The sequence below is a fragment of the Streptomyces sp. NPDC045022 genome (assembly GCF_056432605.1).
In genome coordinates, this window is the sequence record NZ_JBWKIR010000010.1 from 237,380 (window position 1) to 256,569 (window position 19,190).

15 protein-coding genes and 1 riboswitch are annotated in these 19,190 nt (G+C 74.0%); of the genes, 4 read left to right on the top strand and 11 right to left on the bottom strand.

Annotated elements, in window-relative coordinates; all coding sequences use genetic code 11:
* Positions 1 to 5 precede the first annotated feature (5 nt).
* The 10 genes from cobI to AC07C1_RS20350 all read right to left on the bottom strand — a co-directional run bounded on the left by cobI (position 6) and on the right by AC07C1_RS20350 (position 13,665).
* Positions 6 to 755: a precorrin-2 C(20)-methyltransferase gene (gene cobI, locus AC07C1_RS20305; RefSeq protein ID WP_478940761.1), complete on the bottom strand. Its 750-nt coding sequence runs from the start codon at positions 753 to 755 to the stop codon at positions 6 to 8.
* The gene (locus AC07C1_RS20310) at positions 752 to 2,137 is read right to left on the bottom strand and encodes a cobyrinate a,c-diamide synthase (protein ID WP_478940763.1); all 1,386 of its coding nucleotides are present in this window, start codon (positions 2,135 to 2,137) and stop codon (positions 752 to 754) included. The genes cobI and AC07C1_RS20310 overlap by 4 nt, the downstream gene beginning before the upstream one ends.
* Positions 2,134 to 2,742 carry a cob(I)yrinic acid a,c-diamide adenosyltransferase gene (cobO, locus tag AC07C1_RS20315; RefSeq protein ID WP_055704317.1) on the bottom strand — a complete coding sequence of 203 codons (609 nt, stop codon included), beginning with the start codon at positions 2,740 to 2,742 and terminating at the stop codon, positions 2,134 to 2,136. Before cobO ends, AC07C1_RS20310 begins: the two co-directional genes overlap by 4 nt.
* On the bottom strand, positions 2,742 to 4,745 hold the full coding sequence (locus AC07C1_RS20320; protein ID WP_478940765.1) for a putative cobaltochelatase: 2,004 nt from the start codon (positions 4,743 to 4,745) through the stop codon (positions 2,742 to 2,744). Before AC07C1_RS20320 ends, cobO begins: the two co-directional genes overlap by 1 nt.
* The gene (gene cobN, locus AC07C1_RS20325; RefSeq protein ID WP_478940767.1) at positions 4,742 to 8,392 is read right to left on the bottom strand and encodes a cobaltochelatase subunit CobN; all 3,651 of its coding nucleotides are present in this window, start codon (positions 8,390 to 8,392) and stop codon (positions 4,742 to 4,744) included. Before cobN ends, AC07C1_RS20320 begins: the two co-directional genes overlap by 4 nt.
* The gene (locus tag AC07C1_RS20330; RefSeq protein WP_478940769.1) at positions 8,389 to 9,897 is read right to left on the bottom strand and encodes a cobyric acid synthase; all 1,509 of its coding nucleotides are present in this window, start codon (positions 9,895 to 9,897) and stop codon (positions 8,389 to 8,391) included. The genes cobN and AC07C1_RS20330 overlap by 4 nt, the downstream gene beginning before the upstream one ends.
* The gene (locus tag AC07C1_RS20335) at positions 9,894 to 10,838 is read right to left on the bottom strand and encodes a cobalamin biosynthesis protein (RefSeq protein WP_478940771.1); all 945 of its coding nucleotides are present in this window, start codon (positions 10,836 to 10,838) and stop codon (positions 9,894 to 9,896) included. Before AC07C1_RS20335 ends, AC07C1_RS20330 begins: the two co-directional genes overlap by 4 nt.
* Positions 10,839 to 10,936: 98 nt before the next feature.
* Positions 10,937 to 11,079: riboswitch (cobalamin riboswitch) on the bottom strand.
* Positions 11,080 to 11,197: 118 nt separating this feature from the next.
* Complete coding sequence (locus tag AC07C1_RS20340; RefSeq protein ID WP_478940773.1) at positions 11,198 to 11,425, bottom strand: hypothetical protein; 228 nt, start codon at positions 11,423 to 11,425, stop codon at positions 11,198 to 11,200.
* 30 nt (positions 11,426 to 11,455) lie between these two features.
* Entirely contained in the window at positions 11,456 to 12,709 is a 1,254-nt protein-coding gene (locus tag AC07C1_RS20345) for an inorganic phosphate transporter (RefSeq protein ID WP_478940775.1), read from the bottom strand.
* 143 nt (positions 12,710 to 12,852) lie between these two features.
* A complete protein-coding gene (locus AC07C1_RS20350; RefSeq protein WP_478940776.1) occupies positions 12,853 to 13,665 on the bottom strand; it encodes a lysozyme in 813 nt (270 codons plus the stop codon).
* Positions 13,666 to 13,811: 146 nt separating this feature from the next.
* Between AC07C1_RS20350 and AC07C1_RS20355 the strand changes: the two genes are divergently transcribed.
* From AC07C1_RS20355 to AC07C1_RS20365, 3 genes are all read left to right on the top strand, one after another.
* Positions 13,812 to 14,639: a class II aldolase/adducin family protein gene (locus AC07C1_RS20355; protein ID WP_478940778.1), complete on the top strand. Its 828-nt coding sequence runs from the start codon at positions 13,812 to 13,814 to the stop codon at positions 14,637 to 14,639.
* A 244-nt stretch (positions 14,640 to 14,883) separates the two neighbouring features.
* Entirely contained in the window at positions 14,884 to 16,011 is a 1,128-nt protein-coding gene (locus AC07C1_RS20360; protein ID WP_478940779.1) for an alpha/beta hydrolase, read from the top strand.
* Between the two features lie 169 nt (positions 16,012 to 16,180).
* Entirely contained in the window at positions 16,181 to 17,605 is a 1,425-nt protein-coding gene (locus AC07C1_RS20365; protein WP_478940781.1) for a hypothetical protein, read from the top strand.
* A 147-nt stretch (positions 17,606 to 17,752) separates the two neighbouring features.
* Here the strand turns inward: AC07C1_RS20365 and AC07C1_RS20370 are convergent, their stop codons facing one another.
* The gene (locus AC07C1_RS20370) at positions 17,753 to 18,166 is read right to left on the bottom strand and encodes a VOC family protein (protein ID WP_478940783.1); all 414 of its coding nucleotides are present in this window, start codon (positions 18,164 to 18,166) and stop codon (positions 17,753 to 17,755) included.
* Positions 18,167 to 18,564: 398 nt separating this feature from the next.
* Here AC07C1_RS20370 and AC07C1_RS20375 point away from each other — a divergent pair, with 398 nt between their 5' ends.
* A complete protein-coding gene (locus AC07C1_RS20375; RefSeq protein ID WP_478940785.1) occupies positions 18,565 to 19,173 on the top strand; it encodes a hypothetical protein in 609 nt (202 codons plus the stop codon).
* Positions 19,174 to 19,190: the final 17 nt, after the last annotated feature.

Sequence of the window (19,190 nt, forward strand, 5' to 3'; positions counted from 1 at the left end):
CGGCGTCACAGCTTCCCGCCCCGTCCGCCGTCCCGCCGCGGGGGCGCGATCAGCGTCGACAGGTACGGCAACGGCGTCCCGTCCAGCTCCGCGGCCGACCGCACCGACTCCTCGGGCAGGCCCAGCGCCGACCCCCACACGGCGTCCCCGAGCCGCCCGGTCTCCTCGAGCGCCTCGGCGACCTCGGCGGCCTGCCGCCCGAACTTGTACGCCACGACGGTCCCCGGCCCGGCCAGCGCCTCCTTCAGCACCGCCGACCCGGCCGTGACGGGCACGAGGGTCAGCGGTTCGGTGCCCTCCGTCAGCACCGCTCCGGACCGCGCCGCGAGATCCTGCATGGCGGTGATCCCGGGCACGGTCTCCACGACGACCCCCGGCACCAGTTCGGCGATGGTCTGCGCGAGATACGTGAACGTCGAGTACACGTTGGGGTCGCCGATGGTCGCGAAGGCCACGGACCCCCGCCGCCGCAGCAGCTCGGCGACCCGCTCGCCGGCCGCGTCCCAGGCCGCCTCCCGCCGCGCCCGGTCGGACCGCTCGTTCAGCGCGAAGACCACCCGGACGACCTTGTCCTCGGGCACGTAGTGCAGCACGGTCGCCTCGGCCCGCCCCCGCTCGCCGCCGTCCCTTCCATCGGGTGCGGCCATCACGGGTACGACCACGACGTCGGCCGAACGCAGCGCGTTGACCCCCTTGACGGTCACCAGCTCCGGGTCACCGGGACCGACCCCGACTCCGACCAGCCTGCTGCTCATGACGTCCGGCACCTCTCCACGAACCGACGGGCCACACCGGGCTCGGACGCCCAGTGCGTATGCAGATAACTCGCGTGCACGCCCTGCTGTACGAAACCTTCGACCCGCCGGACGGGGGCCCGCATGCCCCAGGCGGGAGCGGCACCGGCGCCGGGCTCGACGACCGTGCGGTGGAACTCGTGCCCCCGCATCCGCGTCCCGGCCACCGCCAGCACACTGTCGCCGACGGCCACGGCATCCCGGTAGCCGAGCGTCAGCCGCTCACTCATCCGCGCGGTGGCGTCCAGCACCCCGCACATGGGGCGCCCGTCCAGCTCCCGGCACAGGTAGAGCAGTCCGGCGCACTCGGCGGCCACGGGCGCGCCGGAGAGCGCGAGACCGGCGACGGCCTCGCGCAACGGCTTGTTGGCGGACAGCTCGGCGGCGTACACCTCGGGGAAGCCGCCGCCGATGACCAGCCCCGCGGTGCCCTCCGGGAGGCGCTCGTCCCGGAGCGGATCGAAGGTGACGACGTCGGCACCGGCGGCGCCGAGCAACTCGGCGTGCTCGGCGTAGGAGAAGGTGAACGCCTCTCCGCCGGCGACGGCGACCACCGGCGTCCGCTGCTCGGCCGACCGAGTCCGGTGGTCGTGGGTGGGCGGCACGACGGCCTCAGCCACGTCCCAAGCCGCACCCGGCACCGAACCCGCACTCCGCGCCAGCGCCATCAGGGCATCCAGGTCACATCCGTCGGAGACCTGCGCGGCCATCGCCGTGACGGCGTCCACCGCGGCCGAGCGCCGCTCAGCGGCAGGCACCAGCCCAAGATGCCGCGACGGCGTCTCCACCTGCGCGGCCCGCCGCAGCACGCCCAGCACCGGTACCCCGGAGGCATCCAGCGCCTCCCGCAGCAACTCCTCGTGCCGGTCCGAGGCGACCTTGTTCAGGATCACGCCCCCGACCCGCACCTCCGGGTCCCAGGACGCGAACCCGTGCACCAGCGCCGCCACCGACCGCGACTGCGACGACGCGTCCACGACGAGCACCACCGGCGCCCGCAGCAGCTTGGCGACGTGCGCCGTGGACGCGAGTTCCCCCTCGCCCGCGGCCCCGTCGTACAGCCCCATCACACCCTCGACCACGGCGAGGTCACACCCCCGGGCGCCGTGCAGGAACAGCGGAGCGACCAGAGCCGGCCCGCACAGATACGCGTCGAGGTTGCGCCCCGCCCGCCCGGTCGCGAGCGTGTGGTACCCGGGGTCGATGTAGTCCGGCCCGACCTTGTGCGGGGACACGGCGAGTCCCCGCGCGGCGAACGCGGCCATCAGCCCCGTGGCGACGGTGGTCTTGCCGCTGCCCGAGGAAGGCGCGGCGATGACCAGCCGAGGCACCGACGATCTCACCACTCGATGCCCTTCTGGCCCTTCTGGCCCACGTCCATGGGGTGCTTGACCTTGGACATGTCGGTGACGAGGTCGGCGAAGTCCACGAGCTTCTCCGGCGCGTTCCGCCCCGTGATCACCACATGCTGTGTACCGGGCCGGTTCCGCAGCACGTCCACGACCTCGTCCGTGTCCACCCATCCCCAGTGCATGGGGTACGCGAACTCGTCCAGCACGTACAGCCGGTACGTCTCGGCGGCCAGGTCCCGCTTGACCTGCTCCCAGCCCTCCCGGGCCTTCTCCTCGTTGGTCGCGTTGTCACCCTGGATGTCCCGCTGCACCCAGGACCAGCCCTCGCCCATCTTGTGCCAGTCGACGGTCCCGCCCTCGCCGGAGGCGCCGAGCACCCGCAGCGCGTTCTCCTCGCCGACCTTCCACTTCGCGGACTTGACGAACTGGAACACCCCGATCGGCCAGCCCTGGTTCCAGGCGCGCAGCGCGAGCCCGAACGCGGCGGTGGACTTGCCCTTGCCGACCCCGGTGTGCACGACGACCAGCGGACGGTTGCGGCGCTGGCGGGTCGTCAGACCGTCGTCCGGCACCACACTCGGCTGTCCCTGCGGCATTACGCGGCCCTCCTCGAAGTCCCCTGCACATCCCTGACCAACCCGGCGATCGAGTCGGCCCGCAACTCGTCGAGCGTGACGGCCGTACCGCCCAGGTCACCCGCGAGCTGCCCGGCGAGCCCGAGCCGCACCGGCCCCGACTCGCAGTCCACGACCACCGAGGCGACGCCGTCGGCCGCGAACAGCCGCGCGGCCCGCCCCGCCAGGGCGACCGGCTCCGGGCCACCGGTGGCCCGCCCGTCGGTCACCACCACGACGAGCGCCCGCCGCGCCGGATCCCGCAGCCGCTCCACCCGCAGCACCTCGTGCGCCTTGAGCAGCCCGGCCGCGAGCGGCGTACGACCGCCCGTCGGCAGCGACTCCAGCCGGACGGCGGCCGCCTCGACGGACGAGGTCGGCGGCAGTGCGACAGCGGCGCCGGCCCCCCGGAAGGTCACCAGCCCCACCTTGTCCCGCCGCTGGTAGGCGTCCAGCAGCAGCGACAGCACCGCACCCTTGACGGCGCCCATCCGCTGCCGCGCCGCCATCGACCCAGAGGCGTCCACCACGAACAGCACGAGGTTGCCCTCGCGCCCCTCCCGGGTCGCCTGCCGCAGATCGTCCCGGCGGATCACCAGCCCCGGCCCCGACCGGCCGCGGGCCCGCTGGTGCGGGGCGGCGGCCTGCACGGTCGCCGCCAGGTGCAGCCGGGTCAGCGCACCCCGGGGCCGCCGGGCCCCGGTCGTCCGCCCGTGCTCGGTCCGGGCCCGCGACCGCCGGCCGGCGGCACCTTCCCCGATCCCGGGCACGCTCAGCACCTTCGTACGGAACGGCTCGGCGGCCCGTACGGCCGACTGCTCCTGGGAGCCGGACGGCTGCGGCTGCCCGCCCTCACCGGCCTCGGGCTGCGCGGCACTGCCGCCGTCGCCCTGCGGACCGCTGTCGGATGCCGGCTGCCCACCGCCGCCACCGGGTCCGTCGGGACCGGGATCGTCGTCGGTGTCCCCGCCGTCCCCGGAGTACTGCTCCAGCGTCTCGTCCAGCTTGTCCTCGTCGAGGCCCGGCGCGTCGAACGGGTTGCGCCGGCGCCGGTGCGGCAGCGCGAGCAGCGCGGCCTGCCGCACGTCCTCCGCGAGCACGTCGGTCCGCCCGGCCCACGCGGCCAGCGCGGTCGCCGTACGCGCCATCACGATGTCGGCCCGCATGCCGTCCACCTCGAACGCCGCGCAGGTCGCCGCGATCTGCCGCAGCGCCGCCTCGCCCAGCCGCACCTGCGGCAGCAACTCCCGGGCCGCGACGATCCGCTGCCGGACGGCGGCCTCCTCGTCGGCCCAGCGGACGGCGAAGCCGGCCGGGTCGTCGTCGTAGGCCAGCCTGCGCCGCACGACCTCCACCCGCTGATCCGGCTCCCGCGAGGCCGCGACCTCCACGGTCAGCCCGAACCGGTCCAGCAACTGCGGCCGCAGTTCGCCCTCTTCGGGGTTCATGGTGCCGACGAGCAGGAACCGGGCCGCGTGCCGCACGGAGACGCCCTCCCGCTCCACGTACGAGGCACCCATCGCCGCCGCGTCCAGCAGCAGGTCGACCAGGTGGTCGTGGAGGAGGTTGACCTCGTCCACGTACAGGATGCCGCGGTGCGCGCCGGCCAGCAGGCCCGGCTCGAACGCCTTCACCCCCTCGGCGAGCGCCCGCTCGATGTCGAGCGCGCCGACCAGCCGGTCCTCGGAGGCGCCGACGGGCAGCTCGACCATGCGGGACGGGCGCGCCGTACCGGCTCCCGGCTCGTGCGGCCCGTCCGGGCAGGACGGGTCCGGGGCCGCCGGGTCGCAGGAGAACCGGCATCCGGGGACGACGGCCACCTCGGGCAGCAGCGCCGAGAGAGCGCGTACGGCGGTGGACTTGGCGGTGCCCTTCTCGCCGCGCACCAGCACACCGCCGACCGCCGGCGAGACGGCGTTCAGCAGCAGCGCGAGCCGCAGGTCGTCCTGGCCGACAACGGCCGTAAAGGGGAACGGGGTGGTCACTGGTCGCCCTCCAAGTCGCCTTCCAGCTCGAGGTAGGTGGCGCGCAGCCGCTCCAGCGTCTCCGCGTCCGGCTCGGCCCACAGACCGCGGTCCGCGGCCTCCAGCAGCCGTTCTGTGACGCCGCGCAGCGCCCACGGGTTGGACTTCTTCATGAAGTCCCGGTTCTCCGGGTCGAAGACGTACTCCGCGCTGAGCTTCTCGTACATCCAGTCGTCGACCACACCGGCCGTCGCGTCGTACCCGAACAGGTAGTCCACGGTCGCGGCCATCTCGAAGGCGCCCTTGTAGCCGTGCCGGCGCATGGCCGCCATCCAGCGCGGATTGACCACCCGGGCACGGAAGACCCGGTGCGTCTCCTCACCCAGCGTGCGGGTCCGCACCTGGTCCGGTACGGCGCTGTCACCCACGTACGCCTCGGGGTTGGCGCCGGTCAGGTGCCGGACCATGGCGACCATGCCGCCGTGGTACTGGAAGTAGTCGTCGGCGTCGACCAGGTCGTGCTCGCGCGTGTCGACGTTCTTCGCGGCGACCGCGATCCGCTTGAACGCGGTCTCCATGTCGCCGCGCGCCGCCCGTCCCTCCAGCCCGCGCCCGTACGCGTAGCCGCCCCACACCGCGTACACCTCGGCGAGGTCGGCGTCGGAGCGCCAGTTGCGGGCGTCGATCAGCGGCAGCAGCCCGGCGCCGTACGCCCCCGGCTTGGAGCCGAAGATGCGGGCCGTGGCGCGCCGCCGGTCGCCGTGCTCGGCGGTGTCCTCGTCGGCGTGCGCCTTGACGAAGTTCCGCTCGGCCGGCTCGTCCAGCTCCGCCACCGCCCGTACCGCGTCGTCGATCAGCCCGACCACATGCGGGAACGCGTCCCGGAAGAAGCCGGAGATGCGGACCGTGACGTCGATGCGCGGGCGCCCCAGCTCCGCCGGCGGGATCACCTCGAAGCCGGTCACCCGGCGCGAGGCGTCGTCCCACACCGGGCGGCAGCCCAGCAGCGCCAGGATCTCGGCGATGTCGTCACCCTGCGTGCGCATCGCCGAGGTGCCCCACACGGTCAGGCCGACCGACTTCGGGTACTCGCCGGTGTCCTGCAGGTACCTCTGCACGAGCGAGTCGGCGAGCGACTGGCCGACCTCCCAGCTGAGCCGGGACGGAATGGCCTTGGGATCGACCGAGTAGAAGTTCCGGCCGGTCGGCAGCACATTGACCAGGCCGCGGGTCGGCGACCCCGAGGGGCCCGCCGGAACGTAACCGCCGTCCAGGGCCCGCAGGATGTGCCCGATCTCGTCGGTGGTACGGGCGAGGCGCGGTACGAGTTCGGTGCAGGCGAACTCCAGCACGGCGACCGCGGCCGGGAGTTCGGTGCCGAGCACCTCCCGCAGCACGGCGCGTACGGCCGTACCGTCCCAGGACCGGTCCTCCATCTCCTGCGCGATCCGCCGGCACAGCTGCTCCAGCAGGTCGATCGCGTCGGACGCCGTCCGCGCCGGACCCTCCGCCAGGTCCGTCAGCTCCAGCGGCGCCTTCACCGCGGCGCCCGGCTCGGCCAGCAGTTCCTTCTCGTCCAGGCCGAAGTGAGCGGCCAGCGCGGCCCGCAGGCCCGGCAGCGCGTTGGCCTGGCCGCCCCACACCTGCGAGGCGCGCAGCACGGCGAGGACGAGGTTCACACGCGGCTCACCGACCGGCCCGCCGCCCAGGATGTGCAGGCCGTCGCGGATCTGCACGTCCTTGATCTCGCACAGATAGCCGTCGATGTGCATGACGAACTCGTCGAACGCCTCGTCGTCCGGCTGCTCGTCCACGTGCAGGTCGTGATGCAGCTCGGCCGCCTTGACGAGGGTCCAGATCTGGGCGCGGACGGCCGGCGCCTTCACCGGGTCCAGATCGGAGACGAGCGCGTACTCGTCCAGCAGCTGCTCCAGCTTGGCCAGGTCGCCGTAGGTGTCGGCACGCGCCATCGGCGGTACCAGGTGGTCGACCACCGTGGCGTGCCCGCGCCGCTTGGCCTGGGTGCCCTCACCGGGGTCGTTGACGATGAACGGGTAGACCAGCGGCAGCTCGCCGAGCACCGCGTCCGGGGCGCAGCCGGCGCTCAGCCCGAGGCCCTTGCCCGGCAGCCATTCCATGGTGCCGTGCTTGCCCATGTGCACGATCGCGTCGGCGCCGAAGCTGTTCTCGAGCCAGCGGTAGGCCGCCACGTAGTGGTGGGACGGCGGCATGTCGGGGTCGTGGTAGATCGCGATCGGGTTCTCGCCGAAGCCGCGCGGCGGCTGGATCATCACGACGACGTTCCCGAACCGCAGGGAGGCCAGCACGATGTCGTCGCCGTCCACGTACAGGTTGCCCGGCGGCTCGCCCCACGCCTCGGTCATCGCGTCCCGCAGCTCCGGGTCCAGCTTCCCGAACCACGCCCGGTAGTCGGCCAGCGGCACCCGTGCGGGCGCGGCGGCCAGCTGCTCCTCCGTCAGCCACTCCACGTCGTGACCGCCGGCCTCGATCAGCCGGTGGATCAACTCGTCGCCCTCGGCGGGGTATTCGGTCAGCGAGTACCCGGCGTCGCGCAGCGCGTCCAGCACGCGTACCGCCGACGCCGGCGTGTCCAGCCCGACCGCGTTGCCGACGCGGGAGTGCTTGGTCGGGTACGCCGTGAAGACCAGGGCGATCTTCTTCTCGGCGTTCGGCTTGTGCTTCAGCCGCGCGTGCCGCAGGGCGATCCCGGCCACCCGGGAAGCCCGCTCCGGGTCGGCGGCGTACACCGGAACCTCGTCCGGGCCCTGCTCCTTGAAGGAGAACGGCACGGTGATCAGCCGGCCGTCGAACTCGGGGATCGCGACCTGCATCGCCGCGTCCATGGGGGACAGGGCCGCGTCCGACTCCTCCCACGCCTCCCGCGAGGAGGTGAGGCAGAGCCCCTGCAGCACAGGGACATCGAGGTCGGCGAGCGCGCCGATGTCCCATGCCTCCTCGTCGCCGCCCGCCGACGCCTGCGAGGCGTGCGTGCCGCCGGCCGCGAGGACGGTGGCCACCAGTGCGTCGGTCTTCCCCAGCAGCTCGTACAGCCCGGCGTCCGCGCCGCGCAGCGAACCGCAGTACACCGGCAGGGCGTTGGCGCCCTTCGCCTCGATCGCCTCGCACAGCGTGTCGACGAAGGCGGTGTTGCCGCTCAGCTCGTGCGCCCGGTAGAAGAGCACACCCACGGTCGGACGGCCGTCCCGCAGCTCGTACGCGCCGTGCACACCGTACTCCGGCATCTTGCGCGGCTCCTCGAAGCCCTCACCGGTCAGCAGTACGGTGTCGGACAGGAACCGGGACAGCTCCAGCAGGTTCGCGGGGCCGCCCTCGACCAGGTACTTCAGCGCCTCCGCGACCACTCCGGCCGGCACGGACGACTCGGCCATCAGCTCGGCGTCGGGGACGGCCTCGCCGCCCAGCAGCACGGTCGGCACCCCGGACGCCTTCAGCGCGGCCAGCCCGTCCTCCCAGGCACGCTTGCCGCCCAGCAGCCGTACGACGGCGATGTCCGCGCCCTCGACCAGGCCCGGCAGCTCCCCGGCCACGTCGACCCGGGTCGGGTTGCCGATCCGGTACCCGGCGCCGGAGGCCCGGGCCGCCAGCAGATCCGTGTCGGCGGTCGACAACAACAACACTGTGCTCATGCGGGCGCTCCCGGTGGAATGAAAGGCAGTCCTTGCGGCGCGCCCGACTCGATGAGCCGCCAGAGCGCGTCCGTGTCCGCGTGCTGTTCGATCAGGTCGCCGAGCCGGTCGAGCTGCTCCTCGCGCAGCGTGGCGAAGGAGGTGTCCGGCGCCGGTACGAAGCGGCGGCCCGCGGCGGCGGCCACCTCGCGCAGGAAGGCCCGCCGGAAGCCGTCCGACTCCAGCGAGCCGTGCCAGTGGGTGCCCCACGTCTGGCCGACCCGGCAGCCGTCCAGGAAGGCGTCACCACCGGAGACCTCGGCGACCCCGTGATGGATCTCGTACCCCTCGACCCGCTCGCCGAGGGCCTCCCCGGCCGGCCGGGTCAGGGTCTTCTCGCGGGCGAACCGCACCCTTACGGGAAGCAGGCCGAGCCCGGGGACCTCACCGGCCCGCGACTCGACCTCGTCCTCGATGTGCTCGCCGAGGATCTGGAAGCCGCCGCAGATGCCGAGCACCGGCCGTCGCTCGGCGGCCCTGCGCACGAGGGCGTCGGCGAGCCCCCGTTCCCGCAGCCACTGGAGCGCCCGGACCGTGCCCCGGGTCCCCGGGATCACGACCAGGTCCGCGTCCGCCAGCTCCTCCGGGCGGTCCACGAACCGCACCACGACACCCGGTTCGGCGGCCAGCGCGTCCACGTCCGTGAAGTTGGACATCAGCGGGATCGCGCACACGGCGACCCGCAGCACGTCCTCGCCGACTGGGGGAGCGACGGTCGACTCCCGGACGGTCCCCCGCAGCGACACCCGCAGCCCGTCCTCCTCGTCGATGCCGAGCCCGTGCCGGAAGGGCAGGACTCCGTACGTGTGCCGCCCGGTGAGTCCGCGCAGCATGTCCAGGCCGGGCTCCAGCAGGGAGACGTCCCCGCGGAACTTGTTCACCAGGAACCCGGCGACCAGCTCCTGGTCCTCCGGCGAGAGCAGCGCGACCGTGCCGAAGAAGGAGGCGAAGACGCCCCCGCGGTCGATGTCCCCCACCACCAGCACGGGCAGCCGCGCGTTCCGCGCGATCCCCATGTTGACGATGTCGGTCCGGCGCAGATTGATCTCGGCCGGACTTCCCGCCCCCTCACAGATCACCGCGTCATACGTGCCCCGCAACTCGGCCAGACACTCCAGCACCGTGCCGAGGAGTCGTTGCTGCCGCCCACCGTGGTACCCGCGCGCGCTCAACTCGCCCACCGGCCTGCCCAGCAGCACCACCTGGCTGCTCTGCTCGCCGCCCGGCTTGAGCAGCACCGGGTTCATCAGCGCGGTCGGCTCGACCCGGCACGCCTGGGCCTGCATGGCCTGCGCCCGCCCGATCTCCGCGCCCTCCCGGGTCACGAACGAGTTGAGGGACATGTTCTGCGCCTTGAACGGCGCGACCTTCACGCCCTGGCGCACCAGCCACCGGCAGATCCCGGCCGTCACGACGCTCTTGCCGGCGTCGGAGGTGGTGCCGGCGACGAGGAGACCCCCGCTCACTTCCCACGTCCCTTCACGAGTCGGCGCGCGGCGACCGTGGCGCCGAGCGCGAGCAGGCCGACGCGGCGGGAGAGCCGTACGGCCCGGTCGATGTCGGTGACCCGGACGGCACGCCCGGACTCCCCGTTGAGCAGGGGGCGGTGTTCGACCCGGCCGCCGTAGGAGAGCGTCCCGCCCAGGCGCACGCCGAGGGCACCCGCGAACGAGGCCTCCACGGGCCCGGCGTTGGGGCTCGGGTGCCGGGACGCGTCGGCCCGCCAGGCCCGTACGGCACCGCGCGGATCGGGGCCGGCGAGCACGGCGAGGACGGCGGTCAGCCGGGCCCCCGGCCAGCCGGCGAGGTCGTCGAGGCGGGCGGAGGCCCAGCCGTAGCGCCGGAAACGTCGCGACCTGTGACCGACCATCGCGTCGAGGGTGTTGACCGCCCGGAACCCCAGCAGCCCCGGCACCCCGCCCACCGCACCCCACACCAGGGCGCCCACGACGGCGTCGGAGGTGTTCTCGGCGACCGACTCGACCACGGCCCGGGCGATCCCGTCGGCGTCCAGCGCCTGCGGGTCCCGGCCGCACAGATGGGGCAGCCGCGCGCGGGCCGCCTCCACGTCCCCGGCCTCCAGGGCCCGCCCGATGGTGCGGGCCTCCCGGGCGAGCGAGGTACCGCCGACGACGGCCCAGGTGGCGGCGGCGGTCAGCGCGACGGAGGCGGCGGGGGAGGGGCGTACGACGCGTGCGGCCAGCGCGCCCAGGGCGACGGCGCCACCGGCGCACACGGTGGTGTGCAGCGTGCCCCAGCCGCGGTGGTCGTGCCACAACACGCGTTCCACGGCCGCGGCCGCCCGTCCGAACGCGGCGACCGGATGCCCGCGGCGTGGATCACCGAGGAGCAGGTCACCGAGGAGACCGGCGGCGGCGCCGTACGCGTAGGAGCGATCGGCACCCATCGGCTCAGCCGGCCGTGGGCACAGGAGCGGGCCTGGTACTGGTCCTTCGGCAGCCGAGCATGGCGATCTATGTCCTCACTCAGGGTGTCCGCGCCCTGGTTCGACGAGATGCGGCGGCGAGAGTTCCTGGCTCCCGGGGGGTTCTTCCCCGGTGACAGTGGCGGGACCGCGCCGGATTCGCACCGGCTTCCTCTTCTGCCGCCGTACATGGCCTGGGCAGTCCACCATGCGCCCGGAACGGCCGTCAACTTGCTGTTGACCTGCGTGGGGAGAGTGTGCCGATCCCCACACCGTGGGGCGTGAGGACATGCCAGAGGCTCCCCTCCGGCAGCGGCTGGAGGGGAGCCTCGGGTGCTCGGTCAGGCCTTGGCCACGATCAGGTACATGCCGTACGCCACCGCCGCCGCGCAGGTCGCGAAGCAGACGTAGGCGCCGGTGACGGCGAGGGCGGCGGAGTCGCCCCGGGCCGCGGCCTGCTCGCGCCGGGACAGGCCCTTGATGCCGAGGGTGAACAGGGCCACCAGGCCCACGGTGACCACGAGGCTGACGCCGAAGACGGAGCCGAGGGCCGCCCAGTCGATCTTCATGATGCTTCCTTGGTGAACGGGTGCTCGGGATCAGACCGCGGCGGCCGGCGGGGTCGCCGGGGCGGCGAGGGCCGGGTCGGCGGCCGGGGCCGGGATGGTGGCCGTCAGGCCCTCGGTGACCGCGCCCGCCGGGGGCGGGGCCACGGCGGCGATGGCGGTGGTCACCACGCCGGCCGGCTCCTCGGTCTCGGTGACGACGTGCGTGTGGTCGACGACCTCACGGCGGGAGAGCTTCCAGATCGCGGCGCTCGCGGCGATCAGGAAGACGGCGACGGCGGCGGTGCCCCAGTCACCCAGGTCCGTGACGGACTCGGCGCCCGCGCCGACCAGCGCGGCGGCCGGCAGGGTCAGCGCCCAGGCGACGAACATACGGGTCGCGGTGGACCAGCGGACCACACCGCCCTTGCGGCCCAGGCCCGCGCCCATCACCGAGCCGGAGACGACGTGAGTGGTGGAGAGGGAGAAGCCGAGGTGGGCGGAGGTCAGGATGGCGGTCGCGGCGCTGGTCTGGGCGGCGAAGCCCTGGCGCGGCTCCAGGTCGGTCAGACCCTTGCCCATGGTGCGGATGATGCGCCAGCCGCCGATATAGGTGCCGAGCGCGATCGCCAGGCCCGCGGAGAGGATCACCCAGGTGGGAGGGTTGGAGCCGGGGGCTATGGAGCCGCCCGCGACGAGGGCGAGGGTGATGATGCCCATCGTCTTCTGGGCGTCGTTGGTGCCGTGGGCGAGGGAGACCAGGCCGGCGGAGGCGATCTGGCCGGCGCGGTAGCCCTTGCGGGTGGCCTCGCCCTCGGCCTTGCCGCCGATGCCGTAGGAGAAGCGGGTGGCCAGCATGGCCGCGACGCCCGCCACGATCGGCGCGGCGACCGCAGGCAGCAGCACCTTGGTGACCAGGACCTCGCCGTGCACGGCCCCGAAGCCCGCGGAGGCGACGGTGGCGCCGATCAGGCCGCCCATCAGGGCGTGGGAGGAACTGGACGGGAGGCCCACCAGCCAGGTCAGCAGGTTCCAGAGGATCGCGCCGACCAGGGCGGCGAAGATGACCTCGGGACGGATGCCGGTCTCGTCGACGAGACCCTTGGAGATCGTGTTCGCGACCTCCACCGAGAGGAAGGCGCCCACAAGGTTGAGGGCGGCGGACATGGTCACCGCGATCTTGGGCTTGAGAGCGCCTGTCGAGATGGTGGTGGCCATCGCGTTCGCGGTGTCGTGGAAACCGTTCGTGAAATCGAACGCGAGTGCGGTTACCACCACAATCGCGAGGATCAGCGAGAAGCTTTCCATTTACCCAGGCAATCGTTCGAGGTCATTGGCGGGTCGAACGTAGGCAACCTGGGTGAACGGAAGATGAACTGAGACGGGCATCAGGGTGTCAGTAACGAGCGAGTGGGGTTCCGTTTGTCTCTGTCGCCCCAAGCGTCCCTTGGTCACTGGCTCCGCGCGAAGGACCACAGCCGGGCCGCCGACCCGTTGAAGAGATTCTGGTCACCCGGCACTCCGCCCTTGGTTCCGTACTGCCAGAACGTCCAGAACCGCCGGCCGCCCGGCAGCGCCCCCGGCCGCGAGGTGCCGTGGCGGGCGATCCACAGGGGGTGCGTGGAGGAGAAGGCGTGGCTGTCGCCGGTGCAGAGCTTCCACCACTGAGTCGTCGTGTAGATCACCGGGCGGCGGCCGGCCTCGCGCTCGATCCCGTCGCTGAAGGACCGGATCCAGCGGACCATCCGCTGCTTGCCCAGTCCGTAGCACTTGTCCTTCTTGCTGTACGGGTTGTACTCGACGTCCAGCGCGGGCGGCGGCGTCCAGCCGTCCGCCCGCCAGTCGCCGCCGTGCCGTACGAAGTACACCGCCTGCCGGGCGCCGGAGGACTCGTCCGGCCGCGCGAAGTGGTACGCGCCCCGCACCAGGCCCGCGCCGCGCGCGCCGCCGTACTGCCGTGCGAAGCGGGGATTGCGGTAGTCCGTGGCCTCGGTCGCCTTCACGTAGACGAACCGCGCGCCCTTCGCCCGGGCGGCCGGCCAGTCGATCCGCTTCTGGCGGGACGACACGTCGTGCCCCCGGGGCAGCCGAGCGGCCGCCACCGGAGGTCCGGCCTGCGCGGCGCCTGCCGCGATCGAGGTGCCCGTGAGGACGAGCGCCGCCGTGGCCGCCGCGAGGACACCGGCGCGACGGCGGGGAAGATGCCTTCGCGGGCCATGCGTCGTCTCCCCGGAGTGACGGGCGAAGGATCGCCGGGCGGACAAGCGAGATCATCGAAGGTCTGGCGATGACCGGATCGGCTCCCCATCGCGGTGACTCGCGACCACATCCGCCTGTTCGGAGGTACACCCTCCGGTTCCGCTCGGGCAGCATCCCCACCCCGCGCCGACCCGGCTGGCAGGATCACCGCATGGCTGAACAGCGACGGAACGCGTCAGGGGAACCGGCGGGCGACGAGACGGCGCGTGGCGAGGCGCGGGAGGTGCGCGGCGGGGCGGCGCGCGACGGGGCGGGGGAGGCGGTGCGTGGCCGGGCGGCTGGAGAGGTGGCGCGTGGGGCGGCGGAGCCGGTGCCCGTACAGGCGGCGGGAGCCGCCGGGGACGCGGCGCTGGTCTGGGAGGCGCTGGTCGCGACGGCGCGCCGGACCGTCACCGACGGGCTGGTCGTCGGCACCTCCGGCAACGTCTCCGCACGCGTCGGGGACCTGGTGCTGGTCACCCCGTCGGGCGTCCCCTACGACCGGCTCACCCCGGAAGACATCACCGGCGTCGACCTGACCGGACGCCAGGTGCTCGGCACCCTGGTGCCGACCAGCGAGCTGCCCATGCACCTCGCCGTCTACCGCACCACCGAGGCCCGTGCGGTCGTCCACACCCACGCCGTGCACGCGACCGCGGTCTCCACGCTCGTCCCCGAACTCCCGCCGGTCCACTACATGGCCGGCGCCCTCGGCGGCCCCGTCCGGGTCGCCCGCTACGCGACGTACGGCAGCGACGAGCTGGCCGAGAACATGCTCCGCGCCCTCACCGGCCGCTCCGGCTGCCTGCTGCAGAACCACGGCACGATCACCTACGGCGCCGGTCTCGACCAGGCCTACGACCGCACCGCCCAGCTGGAATGGATGTGCCGCCTGTGGCTGACGGCGTCCTCGGTGCCGGGCCTGACGCCGTCCCTGCTGACGGAGGCACAACTGGCCGAAGCCGGGGCACGCTTGAAGGGGTACGGCCAACGGAGGTGACCCCTTGCTGCACAGTCCCCGGTTCCGACGGTTTCTCGACCGGCTTTCCCCAGGCCGCGGCCCCTCTCCCGCGCCGCTCCCGGCGATCCGCCGCGACGACGCTCAGCCACGACGTACGCTCCGGGGGCCCCGCGACGCCCTCAAGGCAGCGGGGGAGGCGCCGGACCGCAAGCCACCGCCACCCCGGTCATCCCGCCCCGCCCCTCCGCTGGCCGGTCGCCGGACCCACCACGACACTGGAGCCGTGCACCCAGTCAAAGCGACCGCCACCGCGCTCACCGCGGTGCTGGCCGCCGGCATGGCATCCGTGGCCGCCGGCCGGCTGGCCAGCGACGCCGCGCTGAAGGCGGCCGCCGGCCGCCCGCTGCCCACCGAGCCGCGGCTCACCGTGCACCACACGGGCGCCGGCCGGATCGCGCTCACCCGCGACCTGGCCTCGCTGCGCCCCGGCACCTACGGCCTGGCCGGCGACGGCTCCCACGCCGTCGTCGGGCCCGTCCTGGAGGCGGCCCCGCACACGGCCGACACCGTCGTACGCCGCCTGGACCGCGTCACGCACGGCGCCCTCGCCCCCGGCGACGCGGTGTGGCTCACCCCCAACCTCTACGTCGGCGACCCGGGCGCCGCCCTCGGCCTCGACCACGCCGATGTCGACGTGCCCGGCGAACTCGGTGCCCTGCCGGCCTGGTTCCTGCCCGGCCACCGGGACACCTGGGTGATCGCCGTGCACGGCCTCGGCGCCACCCGTGAGCACGTCATGAACGTCATGGGATTCCTGCACGGCCGCCACCTGCCGGTCCTCGCGCTCGCCTACCGCGGCGACCTCGGCGCCCCGCGCCCGCCGGACGGGCTGAACCACCTCGGCGAGACCGAGTGGCGGGACGTGGACGCGGCGATCCGCTACGCCGTCCGTTACGGCGCCCGCAGGGTCGTCCTCCTCGGCTGGTCCACCGGCGCCACGATGGCCCTGCGCGCCGCCGAGCACTCCGCCGTGCGCGAGCGCGTCGCCGGGCTGATCCTCGACTCGCCGGTGCTCAGCTGGGAGGCCACCCTGCGTGCCCTCGCCCGGGCCCGCCACACCCCGCAGTCGCTGCTGCCGCTCGCGGTGCGGGCCGCGCAGGGCCGGGCCGGTCTGCACGCCGGCCGGGCCGCCGAGATCACCGCCCCCGCCCGGCTCGTCGTACCCACCCTGATCATCCACGGCCCGGACGACCAGGTGGCGCCGTGGGAGTACTCCCGCCGCCTGGCCGAGCGCCGCGCCGACCTGGTAGCCCTGCACACCGTTCGGAACGCCCCTCACTCGGCCATGTGGAACGCGGACCCGAAGGAGTACGAGGAGCGCCTGCGCCGCTTCCTGACCCCGCTGATGTGAGGACCGGCCGGCCCGGTTCCCGACCGGTCCCGGCCATTCCGTTTAAGGCTGTACGGCTGGCCTGATCACGCCTGCTCGGCCCGGACCGGACGCCGTGCGTTGGCCAGCCCCGTCGCCCGCCGTGACATTCCGTTTGGGATTTCGGACCGTCAACCGGAAGACTGCACCCGTGACGTCCCGTATCCCGCGCGACTCCAGGCTTCGACTCGTCCGCCCGCGACCCCTGGCCGCCGCCCCCAGAGCTGTGAACCAGCGGCGCCCACGCCGCCCCGCACCCCGGCCGCCGGAGGGCACCCCCGCCCCCGCCGAACTGGCCAGAATGGCACGCGTCCGCCTGGCCGGCCCGGTCCGCGTCGCCCGCTGGGCCGACGCCGCCCTCGGCCCCGGCAGCGACGGTGCCACCGCCGACGGCAAGGCCACCCTCTCCGACGCGACCGCCGAACGGGCCGCCGCCGACCTCGGCCTGAGTGCCGCCCAGGTCCGCGCCGACTGGGACACCGCCCGCCTCGCCGGACTCGTCGAGGTGCACGGCGACAGCGCCCGCCCCGGCTGGCGGCTGCGCGCCTGGGACCGCGACGACAGCGCCGTGCTGCGCGGCTGGGTCGCCCTCTTCGACGCCTGGTCGCTCGCCCACCCCGAACCCGGGGGGCACGAGCCGGCCGCCGTCGCCGAGGTCGTCTCGGCCATGCCCCAGGTGCTCTCCTTCCTCCAGCTGTCCGCCGGGCCGGTCCCGGTCGAGCAGCTGCTCGACCTGCTCCAGCAGCGGGTCACCGAACTGCGTACCGAGCGCTGCGAGGTCCCCTACGAGCCCGGTGCCGAGCAGCCCGCCGGGTCCCCGAGCCCGGCCGACACCGCCTCCGCCCCCGTCGCCGACGCCCCGCTCGCGCCCCTGCTCGACTGGGCGCTGCGGGCCCTCGCCTCCGTCGGCGCCCTGACCTACGGCGACGACCAGGCCACGCTCACCCCGCTGGGCAGCTGGGCGGTCTGGGTCAAGCTGGAGCAGATCTGCGTGGCCGCGCAGAGCCCCGCCGGGAACATCGAGCAGTCCGCCGAGGACATGCTCCGCGGCTGCGCCCAGCTCCGCCCCAACGCAGCCCGCGCCGAGTACCGCGCCTGGCTCGCCGCCCGCCCCGTCGGCAGCGCCGTCACCGAGCTGATCGACGCCGCCCGCGGCGAGGACGCCCTGCTGCGCGGCCTGGCCTTCGAGGCGCTGCGCGTGGTCGGCGCCCCGGCCGAGCCCGACGTACGGGCCGTCCTGGACGAGCCGGCGCTCCGGCCGTACGCCCTGCTGTGGCTCGCCGAGCACGACGGTGTCGACCCGGAGGACGCCCACGAGGCACTCACCCGTGACGAGGCCACCTGGCTGTGGGTGGACACCGCCGCGGCCGTCGCCGACCACGGCGAGGCGCCGATGCTGGTCCGGCATCTGGAGGCCGCGGTGCAGCCCACCGTCCCCCAGCTGCTCGACGAGGTCCGCGCCGTCGGCCACCCGCGCACCGTGCAGGTCCTGGTCGCCCTCGCCGCCGCGCATCCCGACCCGGCCCTGGCCAAGGCCGTGCGCCGGGCCGCCTTCCAGGTGCACACCGGGGGATGAGCGGTCAGGGACCGGCCCGGGCTTCAGACCTGCCATGCACTGCTCAACGACACCAGTGCCGGCCACGAGTCGGACGTGTCCCGACCGGGCCGTGGGCGGTCGGGCCGGCTGCCACACCCCTCCCGCGCGCCGAGGACATCGGCCGGCTCAGGCCCCTGTCTCGGGGGCGTACGTGCCGAAGCTCCAGATGGTGCCCTCGGCGTCCCGGGCCATGTAGTCCCGCGAGCCGTAGTCCTGGTCCGTCGGGGGCATCAGGATCTCCACCCCGTGCTCCACGGCCCGCTGGTGGTGGGCATCCACGTCGTCCACGACGACATACACCCCGGCGGGTCCCGCGTCCTTCATCGCCGTGTCGAAGAGACCGCCGCGGCCCTTGGAACCGATCATCACCGCGCCGTTGCCCTGCACCAGCTCGGCGTGCAGCACCTTGCCGTCCGCGGTCTCGTACACCGACAGCTCGGTGAAGCCGAGGGCCTCCGTCAGCTGCCTGATCGCCGCCTTCGCGTCCGCGTACAGCAGCGTGGGGTAGATGCTCGGCCGTCCCGCACCGGTGCCTGCCATGCCGATCACTCCTTCGTGCGTCGGTTCCGTGGCCTGTCGTTCAGTCTCGCAGCCGCCGCTGACAACGCCTCAGCGGAACGCGTCGCACGGAATCCGGCTGCCGCGCGCACCCTGTACCTCGAAGGGGCCCGTCACACGCCTCCGCCCGCGCCGACGCGGGCACGTCGCACTCGTCGCCCTGAACCCGGGCGCCGGCCCGGCCCGCCCCCGCCCCCACCGCCGGACGAAGACCCGAACGGGCGACTTCCCGGCCCCGCCCCGCCCGGCACCCGGTCCCCACCGCCAGTCCTCACTACTCTCGGCGCCTGATCCATGGCCGGACAGCGAAGGGGGAGAGGACCGTTCCCGCGCACGTCCGCCGAGCCGCCGGTCTCCTCCTCGCGCTCTGTCTCCTCGGCATGGCCCATCACGTGCGGCCCGCCCCCTACGGAGACCGTCTCGTCCACTCCGCGCGCGTGGCGCAGCAGCCGCACGCCGGGACGTGGACGCCGCGCGTACGGGGAACCGCCGTGGCCGCCTACGACACCCGCACCGGCGCGCTGCGGTGGCGATACGTGCGCGCGGGGCACCGACCGGTTGCCGTGCTGCCCGCCCGCGCGGAGGTGATCACGCTCTGGGACGACGGGCTGCTCACCGACACCGACGGCCGCTCGGTGCGCTGGCACCGCGCCCTGCCCGACGCGGCCGAGTGGCTCCCGGGCCAGGGCGGTACCGGTGTCCTGCGGCCCCTGGGGCGCGGCATCCTCGCGGTCGTCGCGCCCCGCCGGATCACCGCGTACCGCACCGCCGACGGCGATCTGCGCTGGGTGCTGCCCGCCCGGCAGGGCTGCGCGTTCCGGCCCGCGCACGCCCTGCGCCGCGGCCCGGCCCTGCTCGTCGCCCAGCCGTGCACACGTGCCGCCTGGACCGGGCAGCTCGTCGCCCTGGACGACCTGGGGCGGATCACTCCCGACCGCAGACCGCTGGGAAACGATCTCCCGGGGCGCGGGTCGAACGCACGGACGTAGAAAAACCGCTTGCACGA

Coding starts and splice junctions, on each gene's coding strand:
- AC07C1_RS20340 (WP_478940773.1), bottom strand. CDS start 11,425: ATGAAGATCGACTGGGCGGCCCTCGGCTCCGTCTTCGGCGTCAGCCTC.
- AC07C1_RS20375 (WP_478940785.1), top strand. CDS start 18,565: ATGGCCCATCACGTGCGGCCCGCCCCCTACGGAGACCGTCTCGTCCAC.
- AC07C1_RS20345 (WP_478940775.1), bottom strand. CDS start 12,709: ATGGAAAGCTTCTCGCTGATCCTCGCGATTGTGGTGGTAACCGCACTC.
- AC07C1_RS20370 (WP_478940783.1), bottom strand. CDS start 18,166: ATGGCAGGCACCGGTGCGGGACGGCCGAGCATCTACCCCACGCTGCTG.
- cobI (WP_478940761.1), bottom strand. CDS start 755: ATGAGCAGCAGGCTGGTCGGAGTCGGGGTCGGTCCCGGTGACCCGGAG.
- AC07C1_RS20335 (WP_478940771.1), bottom strand. CDS start 10,838: ATGGGTGCCGATCGCTCCTACGCGTACGGCGCCGCCGCCGGTCTCCTC.
- AC07C1_RS20355 (WP_478940778.1), top strand. CDS start 13,812: ATGGCTGAACAGCGACGGAACGCGTCAGGGGAACCGGCGGGCGACGAG.
- cobN (WP_478940767.1), bottom strand. CDS start 8,392: ATGAGCACAGTGTTGTTGTTGTCGACCGCCGACACGGATCTGCTGGCG.
- cobO (WP_055704317.1), bottom strand. CDS start 2,742: ATGCCGCAGGGACAGCCGAGTGTGGTGCCGGACGACGGTCTGACGACC.